Origin of the sequence: Sphingobacterium sp. UBA5639, assembly GCF_002421245.1 — a bacterium.
In the GTDB taxonomy this organism is placed as follows: Bacteria; Bacteroidota; Bacteroidia; order Sphingobacteriales; family Sphingobacteriaceae; genus Sphingobacterium; species Sphingobacterium multivorum.
This window is the reverse complement of sequence record NZ_DIJR01000024.1, coordinates 110,321-124,801: the sequence shown is the minus strand read 5'-3', so window position 1 is coordinate 124,801 and position 14,481 is coordinate 110,321. Positions and strand designations below refer to the sequence as shown.

13 protein-coding genes are annotated in these 14,481 nt (G+C 39.0%); 9 read left to right on the top strand and 4 right to left on the bottom strand.

Features of this window, described 5'->3' with window-relative positions; genetic code table 11:
- The first annotated feature begins 9 nt into the window (after positions 1 to 9).
- From B4Z90_RS14355 to B4Z90_RS14335, 5 genes are all read left to right on the top strand, one after another.
- Positions 10 to 426 (top strand): nuclear transport factor 2 family protein, encoded by a 417-nt coding sequence (locus B4Z90_RS14355; protein WP_046676299.1) that lies wholly within the window; start codon positions 10 to 12, stop codon positions 424 to 426.
- 237 nt (positions 427 to 663) lie between these two features.
- Complete coding sequence (locus B4Z90_RS14350; RefSeq protein WP_201639242.1) at positions 664 to 2,016, top strand: DUF3472 domain-containing protein; 1,353 nt, start codon at positions 664 to 666, stop codon at positions 2,014 to 2,016.
- A 234-nt stretch (positions 2,017 to 2,250) separates the two neighbouring features.
- Positions 2,251 to 3,438, top strand: coding sequence for a serine hydrolase domain-containing protein (locus B4Z90_RS14345; RefSeq protein ID WP_286802598.1), 1,188 nt, complete (start codon positions 2,251 to 2,253; stop codon positions 3,436 to 3,438).
- A 250-nt stretch (positions 3,439 to 3,688) separates the two neighbouring features.
- Positions 3,689 to 5,209 (top strand): glycoside hydrolase, encoded by a 1,521-nt coding sequence (locus B4Z90_RS14340; protein WP_286802597.1) that lies wholly within the window; start codon positions 3,689 to 3,691, stop codon positions 5,207 to 5,209.
- Positions 5,210 to 5,545: 336 nt separating this feature from the next.
- The gene (locus tag B4Z90_RS14335) at positions 5,546 to 6,265 is read left to right on the top strand and encodes a DUF3575 domain-containing protein (RefSeq protein WP_286802596.1); all 720 of its coding nucleotides are present in this window, start codon (positions 5,546 to 5,548) and stop codon (positions 6,263 to 6,265) included.
- 352 nt (positions 6,266 to 6,617) lie between these two features.
- On the opposite strand, the gene B4Z90_RS14330 is transcribed toward B4Z90_RS14335, so the two are convergent.
- Positions 6,618 to 6,815 (bottom strand): hypothetical protein, encoded by a 198-nt coding sequence (locus tag B4Z90_RS14330; protein ID WP_286802592.1) that lies wholly within the window; start codon positions 6,813 to 6,815, stop codon positions 6,618 to 6,620.
- Positions 6,816 to 7,025: 210 nt separating this feature from the next.
- Here B4Z90_RS14330 and B4Z90_RS14325 point away from each other — a divergent pair, with 210 nt between their 5' ends.
- Both B4Z90_RS14325 and B4Z90_RS14320 read left to right on the top strand, forming a co-directional pair.
- Positions 7,026 to 7,262 (top strand): hypothetical protein, encoded by a 237-nt coding sequence (locus B4Z90_RS14325; RefSeq protein WP_070564469.1) that lies wholly within the window; start codon positions 7,026 to 7,028, stop codon positions 7,260 to 7,262.
- Between the two features lie 672 nt (positions 7,263 to 7,934).
- Entirely contained in the window at positions 7,935 to 8,780 is an 846-nt protein-coding gene (locus tag B4Z90_RS14320; protein ID WP_286802590.1) for an alpha/beta hydrolase-fold protein, read from the top strand.
- 10 nt (positions 8,781 to 8,790) lie between these two features.
- On the opposite strand, the gene B4Z90_RS14315 is transcribed toward B4Z90_RS14320, so the two are convergent.
- Positions 8,791 to 9,876, bottom strand: a complete 1,086-nt coding sequence (locus tag B4Z90_RS14315; RefSeq protein WP_286751806.1) for a hypothetical protein — start codon at positions 9,874 to 9,876, stop codon at positions 8,791 to 8,793.
- A gap of 358 nt (positions 9,877 to 10,234) precedes the next feature.
- Entirely contained in the window at positions 10,235 to 10,735 is a 501-nt protein-coding gene (locus tag B4Z90_RS14310) for an RNA polymerase sigma factor (protein WP_046676293.1), read from the bottom strand.
- Between the two features lie 409 nt (positions 10,736 to 11,144).
- Between B4Z90_RS14310 and B4Z90_RS14305 the strand changes: the two genes are divergently transcribed.
- Positions 11,145 to 11,297, top strand: a complete 153-nt coding sequence (locus B4Z90_RS14305) for a lmo0937 family membrane protein (protein WP_115048587.1) — start codon at positions 11,145 to 11,147, stop codon at positions 11,295 to 11,297.
- A gap of 301 nt (positions 11,298 to 11,598) precedes the next feature.
- Positions 11,599 to 12,072: an ankyrin repeat domain-containing protein gene (locus tag B4Z90_RS14300; protein ID WP_286751805.1), complete on the top strand. Its 474-nt coding sequence runs from the start codon at positions 11,599 to 11,601 to the stop codon at positions 12,070 to 12,072.
- A gap of 89 nt (positions 12,073 to 12,161) precedes the next feature.
- Here B4Z90_RS14300 and B4Z90_RS14295 read toward each other — a convergent pair whose 3' ends face one another.
- Complete coding sequence (locus tag B4Z90_RS14295) at positions 12,162 to 14,351, bottom strand: catalase (RefSeq protein ID WP_286751804.1); 2,190 nt, start codon at positions 14,349 to 14,351, stop codon at positions 12,162 to 12,164.
- Between the last annotated feature and the right edge of the window lie 130 nt (positions 14,352 to 14,481).

Below are 14,481 nucleotides of genomic sequence, written 5' to 3'. Positions count from 1 at the left end.
ATAAGAAATATGAAAACAGACAATAACGCACTCTTGGAATTCGAAAAATTTATGGCTATCCGATTGAAATCCTCAACAGATTTTGTGGAGGGCCATTTTGACTCTCTTAAAGACATTTCTGTCTCGAATGAGCCGGCAACAATTTTTCCACCCAATGGAATATACATCTCTGGGGTATCCGAGGTCAATGATTTTAATCAAAAAGGAGCTTCCAATTTCCTTCCGGGTGCAGAAAACAAATTTGAAGTGATCCATCAAGATGCATGTGATTCGCTAGCTTACTGGACGGGTATACAACGTTCGACAGTCAACGTAAAAGGGCGAGATACAGCAGTGATTTTCAATCTCAGAATCACCGAAATCTTCAGAAAAGAGCAAGGCAATTGGAAGCTTATGCATCGACATGCCGATAAACTGGCCGAATAATCGAGATGGCTTAGCAAATCGTCAGATAAAACGGCTGTGTGCAGCAAACCACTGGAGACTATTTAAGCTATTGCGCATTGCAGCATTTACCTAATGATAGTTCATTAAATAAACAATGGCGACTATCTAACGTATCCCTTTTGTTACAAAAGCAATTCACACAAAAGATTGCATTGAATAATTTTCGTTTAATTTAATTGTATTTATAAAATTAGAGTCAACAATTAAATTTAACTTATGAGATATCCCAAATTTACATTACTGCTTTGTGCAGTATTGGCAAGCTTTCTGTCTTGCAAAAAAAGCGAGGTGCAAACCAATTTAGAAGAGAAATTATCGCTCCGTGCTGCATCCTCTGGAGCAAGCGGATACGAAGTTCCCTTAGGTGGTAATGCCTTTGTTACTTCAGCACCTTCCGGTGCAGTTGAAGTCATCAATAGCAATGGCCTGGCAAACTGGACCAATGCCAATAGCGTGATCAGTACCTATGCCAAGGTCCCCCAAGCAGGCGCTTTACGTGTTAAAATAAGGGCTAAAGTGTTACCTTCAGGCGATAGCAGTACGGTGAAGTTAACGATCAACGGTGTAAGCAAACAAATCAAACTTAAGGGTGGAACCCTTAAGGATTACACTGTTGGTACCTATTCGCTAAATGCGGCGGGTTATATAAAAATGGATCTTCAAGGTGTATCCAAGTCAGGTGGTTACTTTGCCGATGTATCCCATTTGATTTTAGATAGTTCGGCAACGAATGGCACAGTAATTTATAGTGACAATAATGTAGATAATACCTACTATTGGTCGCGACGGGGTCCATCCTGCCATTTGAGTTATACCATTCCAACAAATCAGCAAGTTTCCTATTATTATAGCGAGGTGAAAGTCCCCGCAGGAGAAGATAAAATAGGATCTTACTTTATGGCAAATGGCTTCGGCCAAGGATATTTCGGAATGCAGGTCAATTCAGCGACAGAGCGCAGAATATTATTTTCTGTTTGGAGTCCATATAGCACCGATAACCCATCACAAATACCTGCAGAGGACCGCATTACATTAAATAGAAAAGGTGCAAATACCACGACAGGAGAGTTCGGTGGCGAAGGTTCTGGCGGACAAAGCTACCTCAAGTTTAATTGGACTGCCGCTACTACCTATAAATTTTTATTGAAGGGAGAACCTGATAATAATGGAAGTACTGATTTTACAGCATGGTTTAATGATCCTTCGACCAATACTTGGATACTCATTGCAAGTTGGAAACGTCCCAAAACAAATACTTATTTAACAGGATTTCATAGCTTCCTCGAAAATTTCAACGCCGACAACGGCTTTCTGGGACGTTCGGCAGAATATAGTAATCAATGGGTTCGAACATCTGCTGGAACTTGGCTGAAAGTCGTGGAAAGTACCTTTACGGTTGATGCAACCTATTCCAATAACCAGCGGATAGACGCCATTGGCGGAATAACCGGGAATAGCTTCTTCCTGAAAAATGGCGGTTTTTTCAATACTGTCGTAAATCCCGGAACGAAATTTACACAAGCAGGTACTGGCACAGCACCTTCAATAAATCTAACAACACTGCCGTAATACGCATGTTTACAGCAAATTATTAGTAGTTTATATTCCATGTAAAGGGGCAATACGTTCAAATGAAGTATTGCCCTTTTAAAAACTTAACCTTGTGATATTTACATAACAATTCGTACCTTTCACTAACACTTTAATAAAATTAGCTAATCCCCCGCCTTGGGCAGGTTGTAAACCCAATGCTTTTCCGAATACCGACGATAGATTCCAGCATCAAGAACAATAAACTTGTTTATGAATATACTATCCAAACCCTTATTTATCCTATTGAGCACCCTGTTGCTAATTAATAGCCTTTCATCAAAAGGACAGTATCTTTCACCCTTCAATACTGACCATAAACTTAAAAACCAACTCGATACAATTGTAAACTGTTCCGTTGTTGATTATCTTTCCAACAACAATACATTTAGTGTGTCTATTGGGATTTATACTAAAGGGCACAAAACAACCTACACCTACAGTAGAGAAAAGTTACCAAACGCCGATAACTATTACAACATTGGATCGGTGGCGAAAACCTTTGTCGGCGCTCTACTTGCGCAAGCGGTCCTTGATAAGAAAATCAACCTCGATGATGATATCCGTAAATACTTGCCGGGAGGTTATTCCAATTTACAATACAGCGGCCATGGAATCCGCGTTAAGCATCTAGCAAATCATACTTCTGCCCTTCCAAAGACTTTCAGATCGCTTCCTACCAAAGTTGTCGATAGTTTAAGGGGGCTCACTATTCCGGAACAGGTAGACTATCTTGGAAAGTACAGTCGTGACAACCTATTGGATGATCTGAGGAAAGTCAAGCCCGACACCGTCCCAGGTACAAAGTTCAGTTACAATAGCACGGCTGTGATGGTACTTATTGCGCTATTGGAAAGTAGCTATAAAGATTCCTATGAACATCTTATCAGCGCATATCTGAAGGGACACCTCGGTATGCATTATACAACGCCCTATTTAGATGAGTCACAAATAAACGACGTTGTACAGGGCCACGATAATAAAGGTCAGCCTGTTCCATTTGCGAATTTGAGCGGGTTTTACTTTGGTCCCACAATGAATTCAACGATCAATGATATGTTGATCTACATCGAAGCCAACCTCAAACTAAACGATAGAGCCCTTGGTCTAACACATCAACTGACTTATGGAAAAGACGATGGATTTGGTATGGGGCTCGGTTGGATGATCAATCGTGACGAACGTGGGGTTCGCTATTTCTATCACGATGGAAATACTAAAATAGGCTACAATACCTTATGTGTGCTGTATCCCACAGATGATTATGGTATCGTTATTATGGTCAACGACACCATTGATCAACGCAAGGTCAGTGAACTTGAAAATGACATTAGACATCAGTTATTACTGTATGATCGGCGACAGGTTCAGCCTTCATCTTCAGCAGAAAAGAAGGATTAAAATTAAGTTATCATTAAAAAAATATGTATTTATTTTTAATTCAATAAAAAATAAAATTAAAATAAGAGAAGTAATAATAAATTCTCCCAAAATATTATTAATTTTCGGAAACTAACCAATGTGGAAATCGGTGAATGTTTATTTTTTTAACTAAAGAAAGGAGGCAAACAAAACAACGACGATGAGAACCGCTTGAAAAACCAAGCATAATTAAATTAATGATTCATTCACAAATCTTAAAAACTAAGTTATGTTAAAATTAACCAGTCGCTGGAACAGGCTTTATACTGTTTTGGCCGTAGTTTCCACATTTTCTATTTTTAGTTGCCAAAAAACTTCATTGACTTTTGAGAGTCCAGAAGCACAACTTAACAAAAAAGCTGCTGTATCCGCACAGGCAGGAGCTACGATTGCAACATTGAATTGGGATCAAACCTATCAAAAGATTGATGGATTTGGTGCATTCGGAGGCCGGATTGTTCCATTCTTTGAATCCGCAAAAAGAGATAGTATTCTGGATTATTTATGGGGAGGCAGTGGATTGAAACTGAATATCCTTCGTGGAAAAGTACTTCATACCTATCCTTTTAATCAACAGACCAAGGTCGTTACCATTAAACCGGCAGGAGTTTCGATTGACGTAGACCCCAACAGTGCGACTTATCAGAATTTGACAGCAGATGAAAAAGAACAGCTTGGACAGGTCTGGATCATCAAGAAAGCAAAAGAAAGATTCCAAGTTCCCTTCGTTATGGCAAGTACCTGGACTCCGCCCTTATACATGAAGACCAATACGAGCAGTATTTCCGCGAAATGGTTTAATGGACTTAATTTTAATACTTCTTCAACAGCTTTCGCGCGCTACCTGACTGGATTTGTAAAATCATTTCAAAATGAAGGAATTACAATCAATGCCATCTCCCCTTCAAATGAGCCTGAAAATGTCTTTTCAGACTGGGATGCTTCTTATTGGGACGCTTCGCATTTGGGACAATTTATTACCAACAATCTCCGTCCAGAATTAAACAGCGCTGGTCTACAATCCACCAAGATTATATCTTCCGAAAATGCGGCCTGGGGAACTGCCGATAATTTCCTCTCAGGCATGGACAGAAGCAATGTCGACATCCTTGCGGGGCACGGCTACGTTGAAATAAGTGGCATCATCACTGGTCAACGTGGGTTTAACCAGAGTCCGTCCATGTGGAATTTTAGTATTGGTGGTAAACCAATGTGGGTAACAGAAGCGTCCGATGATGGCGGCAATTATGACAGTGGCATTGAAGGCGGCTTGAAACTGGCCGTTAATATGCACAAACTACTGGCGGATTGTAACGCCAATGCCTATGTGTTTTGGCTAGGGATGCTGGCATTTCAAAATAATGAGGCGCTTATTTGCACAAAGAGTAATGGTTCTTTGGAGTTTCCAAAAACGTATGATGTGATGGGACATTATTCCAGGTTTATCAAAGCAGGTTATATGCGTATCAATGTAGCGGTTCAAAATGGAAATGGCTTATTGATTTCGGCTTACAAAGATCCTCAATCAGGTAAGTTTGCCTTAGTTGTCACCAACACGGGTACTGCAGCTGTTCCATTGGATATCAACCTCACAGGTTTTGCAAGCGGCGCGCTGAACAATTACCAAACCACGGCAAGCAGTTCTGGCCATTGGGGTAACGTCGGAGCTGTAACACCAAACAGCTCAGGTGTCTATTCCTTAACAATACCTGCTAAAAGTATAAGCACTTTAGAAGGCAACAAACTTTAATTTGTTCATCATACTGAGGGAGCTGTCCTCCCTCAGTGTATTGTTCAAAACACATATTCTAGTTCTAAATTTTGTGCCATTGCCTGTTTCCCTTTATCTTGAAAACTTAACTTTCCATAGCATCTGAAGATATGCCTTCGAAAGCATAAAAATTTGAACGACTTCTAAAAATAAGAATTTAAAGAACAAAATCCAGCTGGCTTTCGTTCTTTAAAAAATCAATTCTAAATCATTAGGAGATATAATGTTTAAAAAACAAATTGAAGAACGCACCTGTTCTTTCCGAACTAAAATATATTCCAATATCTTTGCTACCTATATTTTGGAAAAACTACTATGAAATTGCGCTACCTTACGATGCTTACTCTTGGGATATGTACTATCTCTGGATTAAAAGCACAAGAAAAATCAAATCTTATCAAACTAAATCTTTGGCCCCTATCTGTCGGGAATATTGCATTGGAGTATGAAAGATCGCTCAATGAGCACCTATCGATCAATGGAACGATAAGTTATCGTCCAAAAACCAACTTACCCTTTAAATCCCTATGGGAATCTGTTTTTGATGATGATAATAATATTTTGGGCGAAGCTAAATTAGGCGCTTTTTCCATTATCCCCGAAGTACGTTTCTACCTCGGGAATAAAGAAGTGTCAAAAGGATTCTATATCGCGCCCTTTGTCAAATACGCCAATTATAGTGTACACACAAAGATAACCGTCGATGAATCAAATTATCACCGTGAAGTACCTCTATCGGGCAGCTTAGATGCTTTTACCGGTGGGGTAGCTGTCGGTAACCAATGGAAACTTGGACAAAACATCTATTTAGACTGGCGCATTGTCGGTCCCGGTTATGGCTTCAACAATGGAAAGTTCGAAGGGAAAACTCCATTAAATGCAGACGAACAACGCGAAGTAAGGAGACAACTGGATGAATTTGATAGTAATCTCATGAAAATCAAAAAAGAAGTAAATGCGGATGGCGTAACACTAAGCACTAGCGGACCGTTTGCGGGTATTCGCACCGCATTATCCATAGGCTACCGGTTTTAATTACAAGATCCTACGTTCCTCGTATCATCTTTTCCAATAAGCGCACAATATTGGTGCGCTTTTATCCATAGCAATCGCTAAGGATCCTTTGTGCAGTTTTCATTCCAGTTTCGGGAAGAAATAGATCAACTATTTAGTAAATACCCAAGGATTTCTATCTTTGCACAACGGATCACCAGAATATTTAAACAATTAATTAATAACGATTATTTCGCCGCGAGGTTAGTTTCAGACTTGTTTAAACCTAATTTGATTATGTACGCCAATTTTCTAAGTCAGCTAAAGTCTTCAACTAAAACCGCCATTATCTTGGTGAGCACTATTAAGGAATAACATCCCTATCGCTAGTTTTTTAAATTAGATTATGCTCACGGGCATACTTAAGCACTTGTCCTATGGTTTGACATTCTGCTTTTGCCATCATCTTCCTGCGATGTGCAACAACTCTGTGTGGGCTCAAAAAGGTGTAAAAAGCAAATAAAAGACCGTTTATTATCCAATAAAAAAGCAATGGAGCGAGACCTGAGCTATTGACCTCTTCTTGCTCCATTGTTTTCTTTAAATGGTGCTGGATTTTATGCAATTATTCGATCCCGGATTCTGGTAGTTCCAACAATCAAATCCACTCAGTCTTCTATCCGCTATTTAGAATGGCCCTTGGGAGGTGTTTCCAGAATTTTAATAAAATGTCCCTAATTTTATCTTTAATATCATTTTCTCCAAATACTCTTGCTACCTTTGTTCTTCAAATTAAATTAACATGCCAAAAGAGACAAGAACAGGGCTTTATCAGGGAATCATCGAAAAAGATGACAACGGGAATTACTTTTGTGGTCCCTACCTACTGGATTATCAGACCGTAGAAACTTACTATAAATTGGGCGATCGCGTTAGTATCAAAACCATTATCAAAAATACAAGCCGCAAGAGTATGGAAGCTTATCCGCAAAAATCAGTTAAATTTTCCTATGCGTCAGAGGATCATGGAAATGATTAAAACCCATTTAGATTGAAAAATATAAATAACAAGGCCAGTTCTACAGAAATGGCCTTGTTATTTTCAAGATTGTTTTTGACGCGAGGCGAAAAACAAAGCCTCTGATTTTTGGTAAATCAAGAGGCTTCAACATAATCAAATGGATCGATTACTTTATAAAATAGGTATATTTTTTTTCAGCATAAAGAATGTACATTCAATAACTTATCTAAATGATGCATCTAAAATTCATTTTCCATAAAAGCTATTCTAAATTCACATTCTTTTTGAGCGATTCAACCCGTCGTCGCTACCATTTAGTGTAAGTGTCATTACTGATTTACGCTTCAAATATAAAAAACTAGTTTAATAGCTTCCGAGCGGAGATAATTGCTTGTGTCTAATTTTCGTTGAAATAGCGATTCAGTACGATGAAATTAAAGAGCGAAGTAAGGCGATATATCTCGATAATAAAATTATATTTGCAAAAAAAACAATTAACCAAGCAATGAATAATAAATGTCTTAATTGCAATTGTGCGATAGAGACCAATTTTTGCGGCTATTGTGGACAAAAAGCTGCAACGCACAGAACACGATATTAATGCCGTAATCAATACCATTGGATTACGCAATCTAAATTATATTGGAATTAATATATAAGTATACACGAATCACTAACCAATAAGGTCTTATGCTACAAAAACGATCAAGTTTTTTTCTACAATTTGGTATTCTATTAAATTTAATTACATGTAATTTTTGCTTTGCACAAAGACACAAATACGATAATAGACGAATAGATAGTGCAACATTTGTTGAAACTAGAACAATATTAAGCCAGTTAAGCACGGATCAATATGAGAAAAGGATATTCACCAATGAGTTCGTTACAATACCTTACCGGCTTCTCTTACCAAAAAATTTCAATTCAAAAAGAAAATATCCCGTTGTCATTACATTTCATAATTCATCTAGAATGGGTAGTGACAATGAAAACCAATTAGAGCATTTGGCAAGAACCTGGATTAGAGAAGATATTTATACAAGGTTCAACTGTTTCGTTGTTGCCCCACAGTTTGAAAAGCGTTCATCAATCTACGAATTGAATAAGAATGGTATACTTGAGGCAAGACCTTCAAGAGATGCACGGCAAATTTTAGAATTGATAGAAAATATTGAAGACGAGTTTAAAAATATCGATAAAAATCGAATTTATCTCGTCGGTTATTCTATGGGAGCGTCAACAGCACAAAACCTCATGAGCCTGGCCCCAGAAAAATTCGCAGCAATGATTTCTATCGCCGCTGTACCAGATCTATCTAATATCAACGCACTTGTTCATAAAAACATTTGGCTTATCCATGGTGAAAAAGATATAGAGAACCCTTATATTGGAAGCGAAGTTTTGTACAAAAAGCTGCACGGAAATCGTAAACTCAATTTCACAACTTTTAAAAATTTACAGCATAATAATATTGTCATTCCGTTTCTACTAACGGACGAGCTCCAAAAATGGTTATTCACTAAGCATAATTAACTTAATTGGACTAGTACCGAGTCTTCAGGGCAATAGGTTGTAATTCCTCATTCGGTATCTGAGGAACATATACGGTCTGTCCTCCCCTTTCGTCGATCAACAAGGCCAATAAACTACTGATGTCGTCGATCGTGTCCAATCCTATAGGGCTGTCTACTATCGCTATATCCCGATCCGAAAGAATCTTTACGGCCTGATGGAAGCTTTCTTGAACCACTAAGATATCCCCGCGGCCGTCCTGGCAGGCGCGATAGATTTCTTGAAGGTCAGTGATCACTAAGCCCTTGCCCACAGCTGCTTCCAATTCTTTAAAGTAGTCCTCATTTTTTCGTACAAGCTCCTGTTTCATAAAATTCCAAGCACGGCTCTCCAACTGATGTGTTTCAATGTTGTTATAATCAATAGGCAGGTATCCGTAATAGACCGAGGGGCGATCTGCAACCTGTAAGAGCTTGCTATAGTTATCTTCTGTACAGAAAACGAGCGTGACAATCCTCTCTTCACCAATAAATCGTAAAAGCGCTTTATCAACCCGATTAAGATATTCCCTGAGAAGATCATCAAGATGTTTGGCATCACTGCTCTTATCCGGAAAAGTATTATGGAATTGATTTTCGGGAATCGGGAACTCTTCGCTACTGATATCCTCAACAATACGACCATTGGTGGCTCGAAAAAGGTGGACACCGCTTTGCGAAAGGAGCATCACAAGATAACTGGTTTGACGGCCAATCTCCTTAACCAAAGGACGTACTGCAAATGTATTGCTGATATGGACTCCTTCTTGGTTTGTCTCCCAAGAGGACTTGAAAACTTCACTGATGGTATCAGAAACGAAAATATGTAGACTTTCAAGATTATAATTGATATCGAGCTCTTGATCTATTTTTTCCAATTTTTCAATCAGACCAACAACATCTTTCTGATCATGTTTATCCAACAACCTATCAATCGCTTCTCTTTTAAAATTTTTGATTTTTATGCGGTCACTGAGATTATCAGGATGTGTGCGATGGGTATTGACAGAAATGGTGACACATAATTTATCCTGAACCCGAATAAGGGTTTGCAAAAGTTGTTTTTCGAACATTATCATAAAGAAATACGTTAAGAAATAAATACAGTTATATGTAACAACAATTGCAGGAAGCTTCTTGTTTGAATAAAATTGAAGTGAAACAGTTTCCGAGAACTTATTTTCAAAAAACAATACATCCCCTTGACAGTTATGCTAGGTAAAAAAGCATCTACATGAAAAATATTTTTATCGCGGAGTGACAGGTTGTGTCGATCTCCAACACTCCTGTAGATACGATAAAACTGCTATTGAAGAAGTTGATTTTGATATTCTGATTGACTTTACCACAACGTTTATTGCAAAGGAAAATGTCCTCTTTCGAGGAATAAAAGCTAGACAATTGAAGCCTAGCTTTTATTTATAGTTGTCGAAACAGTTAATTTAAGCGGTAAACTTTGAGCTGTTTTTGCAGCTTTTTACGTACCATGTGAATTCTGGTCTTTATAGTGCCTTCTGGCATATTAAAATAGGAAGCGATTTCATGGTATTTATAACCATCTAAAAATAAACGGAAAATTTCATAATTTTCGGGCGTAAGACTGGTCATCGCTTTTTCGATGTCTTCGGCCATAAATTTATTGATCCCTTTGTTAAGTTCAGACGTATTGGTACTTTCTAAGGCAATATAATTATCCTGAATTTCCGTCACCCGCTTGGCTTTTCTATACTTATTAATATACGTATGCTTCATAATCACATATAGCCAGCTCATTAACTTCGGATGCTGCACAAAGTTGTCTATGGACTTCAATGCCCTTATCCAGGTTTCTTGGATCAAATCTTCCTTTTCATCCGGATCAGCTGTAAATTTAGCAGCAAAATGATTAAGCAAACTTCTTTTTTCGTTGATGAGTACATTTAAATTGTAGTTGTTCATAACTTATCCTCTTTCTTTTTTCAACTGATTGTTTAAAATGGTTTTACATGAACAGAGGTAACAAGAAGGATGCTAGATTTGAAGTTCCATTTGCGCAAAAAAATAAATAGCAGCGTTGAGGGTAGAAATACGTTTTCCTATTTTATAAAGCTAATTAAGCAAAGTTTAATAGCTTTTTGACATTTATTTTAAATAATGATCAAAAAATAAGCAACTAATAAAAAAAGATAATAAGGTATTTATTTACTGCTGAAATGTTAGAAATACGTTTATTCTGCGTTTTAGCAATTTATACTCAGATGAACATTGTATACAGTTGTTGAGAAAACTGAACATCCTATTGATCGAAATACGATATAAAAGCAAACTATCACTCTTCGAAAGCTGTTCTAAATAAAAAAATCATATTATGGGAAATCTATTGTACATCATCGCCGTTATATTGGTCATCATTTGGGCGATAAGTTTTTTTGGAGGTTACGCTACGGGAAATATCATCCACGTGTTATTGGTCATTGCCATTATTGTCGTTTTATTACGTGTCATTCGTGGTGCTGCTTAAACTGAACTCAAAAGATGAAACAAAGCCGAACGTAGTTTACGTTCGGCTTTGTTTATTTTAAAGATTTACAGACTCGCTATTCAATCCATAGCAAAAAGAATAGTGTGATATTGTCGCTAAGTTTATGTTCTTCATCAGTAGCTGACGTAAGAATAATACCTTCACATTTTAATTAAGCTTTTCAAAACATCGAATGAGCGCAAACGTTTCGGTTCCCAGTTTTGTTCAAATTAAAAAGGAACGCCAGGAAGCATTTTTGCCGATCCCATTTAACGCTTTTTACGATATAAACTGAACCACTATGACACAAAACTCAGAAATCATGATTCATGCTGCCCGACTGGGCAATCTCGAAGTCTTACGTGAATTGATCAATCAGAATACCGATGTAAATACACGAGACGACAAAGGCTATACCCCATTGATCATTGCCTGTTATAACAATAAGCAGGCTGCAGCCCAATTACTATTGGAAGCTGGTGCCGATGTAAATGCACAGGATAACGGTGGAAACACAGCCCTGATGGGTGTTGCTTTTAAAGGTTATCATGATATTGCCAAATTATTAATCGGTTATGGCGCAAATTTAAACCTGCAACATGGGAACGGTGGCACCGCGCTGATGTTTGCAGCCATGTTTGGTAGAAATGAAGTACTCAAGCTTTTACTTGACAATGGTGCAAATACTAGGCTACTCGATACCCGTGGCTTGTCGGTGTTAGATCTTGCAGCGCAGCAGGGAAATGATACCGCCCTCACACTGCTACAGCATTAGTATTTATTTAAATAGGATGGTCCATAAATATGCCCCAAATAGTATAAAACTTTTTGGGGCATATTTCTACATTGGATATTATTTAGATACTACGCAGGCACTTTGCGCGATTTTTCCCGCTCCCAAAACCGGTGTTGGGCAATTGCTTTAATGAATTTATCCACTAAGGACTTCGGATCCTGATCAACTATGATTCCGTCATCAAGTACAGTCTCCGCTGAAAACTCTTGGTATACCTTGCTAAAAAAATAGGTCGCTTCCAAAACTGGACTTGCCTCGACATCTGCTGCAATTGCTTTACAGTGTTTGAACGCTTCATTTAGAAAATGAACAGCATCGGCATTGGACTGTAACGTAGCAACGCTATCCTTTCCTCCAGGTATATATATGGCATCATACAGCACCGATGCTCCCGTTAGAAAGCTTTCTTCCACAGGGATCTTCTTTTTGTCCGTGCCCGTAACCTCCCCGAGCTTAGGTGCAATAACGTGGACAATTCCACCTTGAGCCCGGATCGTATCTACCACGGCCTGAAATGATTTCGTGTCTACTCCATCAGCAGCAAGCACGGCAATCTTTCGACTCTTTATCGTATCTTTTATCGTATTTTGCATACTTAAGGCCGCCGATTTTTTTAATTTTTCCTTAACTTGAATAGGTTCATAATCGGAAGGATCAGCATCGGCTGGGAGGCTCTTATTAATCGGCTTTTCAACTTCTTCTTGCACCTGCAGCCCCAAGGCAAACGCAACTTCAGCTGCCAGCCCCTGATCGACCAGCGACAGTATACCAATCATGCGTTGCCTTACCGAAACGGCCTTCACTTTACCCAGCTCAAAACTGAACGCATCTACAAGATGATTTTTTTCCGGCTCAGACTGACTATTATAAAACAGCCTTGCTTGACTAAAATGGTCGCGGAAACTATCGCTCCTAGCCCGCACTTTTCTGGCATCAATACGCTCTTGATAACTTTTAAAACCACCATCTGCCTCGCCTACCTGCGCAGGATCATTATTCCCCAATGAATTTGGTCCGTAACTCGTTTTACCCCGATCAATCCTTTGCCGCATAAATCCATCACGCTGGTTGTTGTGCGAAGGACAGATGGGCCTATTAATCGGAATTTCATGAAAATTAGGTCCACCTAAACGAATAAGTTGGGTATCTGTGTAAGAGAACAATCGTCCTTGCAACAACGGATCATTTGTAAAATCAATTCCAGGTACAATATTGCCAATATGAAAGGCAACCTGTTCCGTTTCGGCAAAGAAATTATCGGGATTGCGATTTAGAGTCATTTTTCCGATAGGCTGAACAGGCACCAGCTCCTCAGGAACAATCTTCGTTGAATCTAGCAGGTCGAAGTCATACTTAAATTCATCAGATTCGGGAATGACCTGTATGCCGAGTTCCCATTCCGGAAAGGCACCGCTTTCAATGGCGTCCCAGAGATCCCTTCGATGAAAATCGGGGTCTTTACCGGATATATTTTGAGCTTCATCCCATGCGACTGAATGAACTCCGAGCAGTGGTTTCCAATGAAACTTAACAAAGTGCGATTCGCCATTGGCATTGATCAACCGAAAAGTATGAACACCAAATCCCTCCATCATGCGGTAGCTGCGCGGTATTGCTCGATCACTCATCAGCCACATGATCATGTGTGTCGACTCAGGCATTAAAGAAATGAAGTCCCAAAATGTATCATGGGCAGAAGCCGCTTGTGGAATTTCATTGTCGGGTTCAGGCTTGACAGCGTGAACAAGATCGGGGAACTTCATTGCATCCTGAATAAAGAATACAGGCATATTATTACCCACCAGATCGAAATTACCTTCTTGTGTATAAAATTTGACGGCAAAACCACGAACGTCGCGGGCAAGATCCGTCGACCCCCTCGAACCAGCAACCGTAGAGAAACGCACAAACACTGGGGTTTCAGTTTCGATATCATTAAGAAAACCCGCTTTTGTCCATTCAGCTAAAGGCTTGTATAGTTTGAATACGCCATGCGCGCCCGAACCTCTTGCGTGTACAACACGTTCGGGAATGCGCTCGTGGTCAAAATGTGTGATCTTCTCTCGAAGAATAAAATCTTCCAAAAGCGTAGCGCCCCGATCTCCAGCGCGCAGTGAGTTTTGGTCGTCATTGATCTTGACTCCCTGATCAGTGGTCATTTGCTGTCCTGTGGCGTCCGCCGTATGTGGTCTTAGGGCGTTGACCTTTTTATTTTCCACTGGATCAACTTGTTCAGTCTTCAATTCTTTTTTTTTCATTATAATCGATTTTTGGGTTTAAACATCGTTTGTTGTATAAACTTTGGAGAAAATTCAGCTGTAACTTTTGCATATCCATCTGGACGGGCAATATTCACCATTTCATATAGGAACTTTTCCAATCGACTAA

What these genes read in the sequence shown, in the direction of transcription:
- B4Z90_RS14355 (WP_046676299.1), top strand. Translation starts at nt 10, where the DNA reads ATGAAAACAGACAATAACGCACTCTTGGAATTCGAAAAATTTATGGCT.
- B4Z90_RS14350 (WP_201639242.1), top strand. Translation starts at nt 664, where the DNA reads ATGAGATATCCCAAATTTACATTACTGCTTTGTGCAGTATTGGCAAGC.
- B4Z90_RS14345 (WP_286802598.1), top strand. Translation starts at nt 2,251, where the DNA reads ATGAATATACTATCCAAACCCTTATTTATCCTATTGAGCACCCTGTTG.
- B4Z90_RS14340 (WP_286802597.1), top strand. Translation starts at nt 3,689, where the DNA reads ATGTTAAAATTAACCAGTCGCTGGAACAGGCTTTATACTGTTTTGGCC.
- B4Z90_RS14335 (WP_286802596.1), top strand. Translation starts at nt 5,546, where the DNA reads ATGAAATTGCGCTACCTTACGATGCTTACTCTTGGGATATGTACTATC.
- B4Z90_RS14330 (WP_286802592.1), bottom strand. Translation starts at nt 6,815, where the DNA reads ATGGAGCAAGAAGAGGTCAATAGCTCAGGTCTCGCTCCATTGCTTTTT.
- B4Z90_RS14325 (WP_070564469.1), top strand. Translation starts at nt 7,026, where the DNA reads ATGCCAAAAGAGACAAGAACAGGGCTTTATCAGGGAATCATCGAAAAA.
- B4Z90_RS14320 (WP_286802590.1), top strand. Translation starts at nt 7,935, where the DNA reads ATGCTACAAAAACGATCAAGTTTTTTTCTACAATTTGGTATTCTATTA.
- B4Z90_RS14315 (WP_286751806.1), bottom strand. Translation starts at nt 9,876, where the DNA reads ATGATAATGTTCGAAAAACAACTTTTGCAAACCCTTATTCGGGTTCAG.
- B4Z90_RS14310 (WP_046676293.1), bottom strand. Translation starts at nt 10,735, where the DNA reads ATGAACAACTACAATTTAAATGTACTCATCAACGAAAAAAGAAGTTTG.
- B4Z90_RS14305 (WP_115048587.1), top strand. Translation starts at nt 11,145, where the DNA reads ATGGGAAATCTATTGTACATCATCGCCGTTATATTGGTCATCATTTGG.
- B4Z90_RS14300 (WP_286751805.1), top strand. Translation starts at nt 11,599, where the DNA reads ATGACACAAAACTCAGAAATCATGATTCATGCTGCCCGACTGGGCAAT.
- B4Z90_RS14295 (WP_286751804.1), bottom strand. Translation starts at nt 14,351, where the DNA reads ATGAAAAAAAAAGAATTGAAGACTGAACAAGTTGATCCAGTGGAAAAT.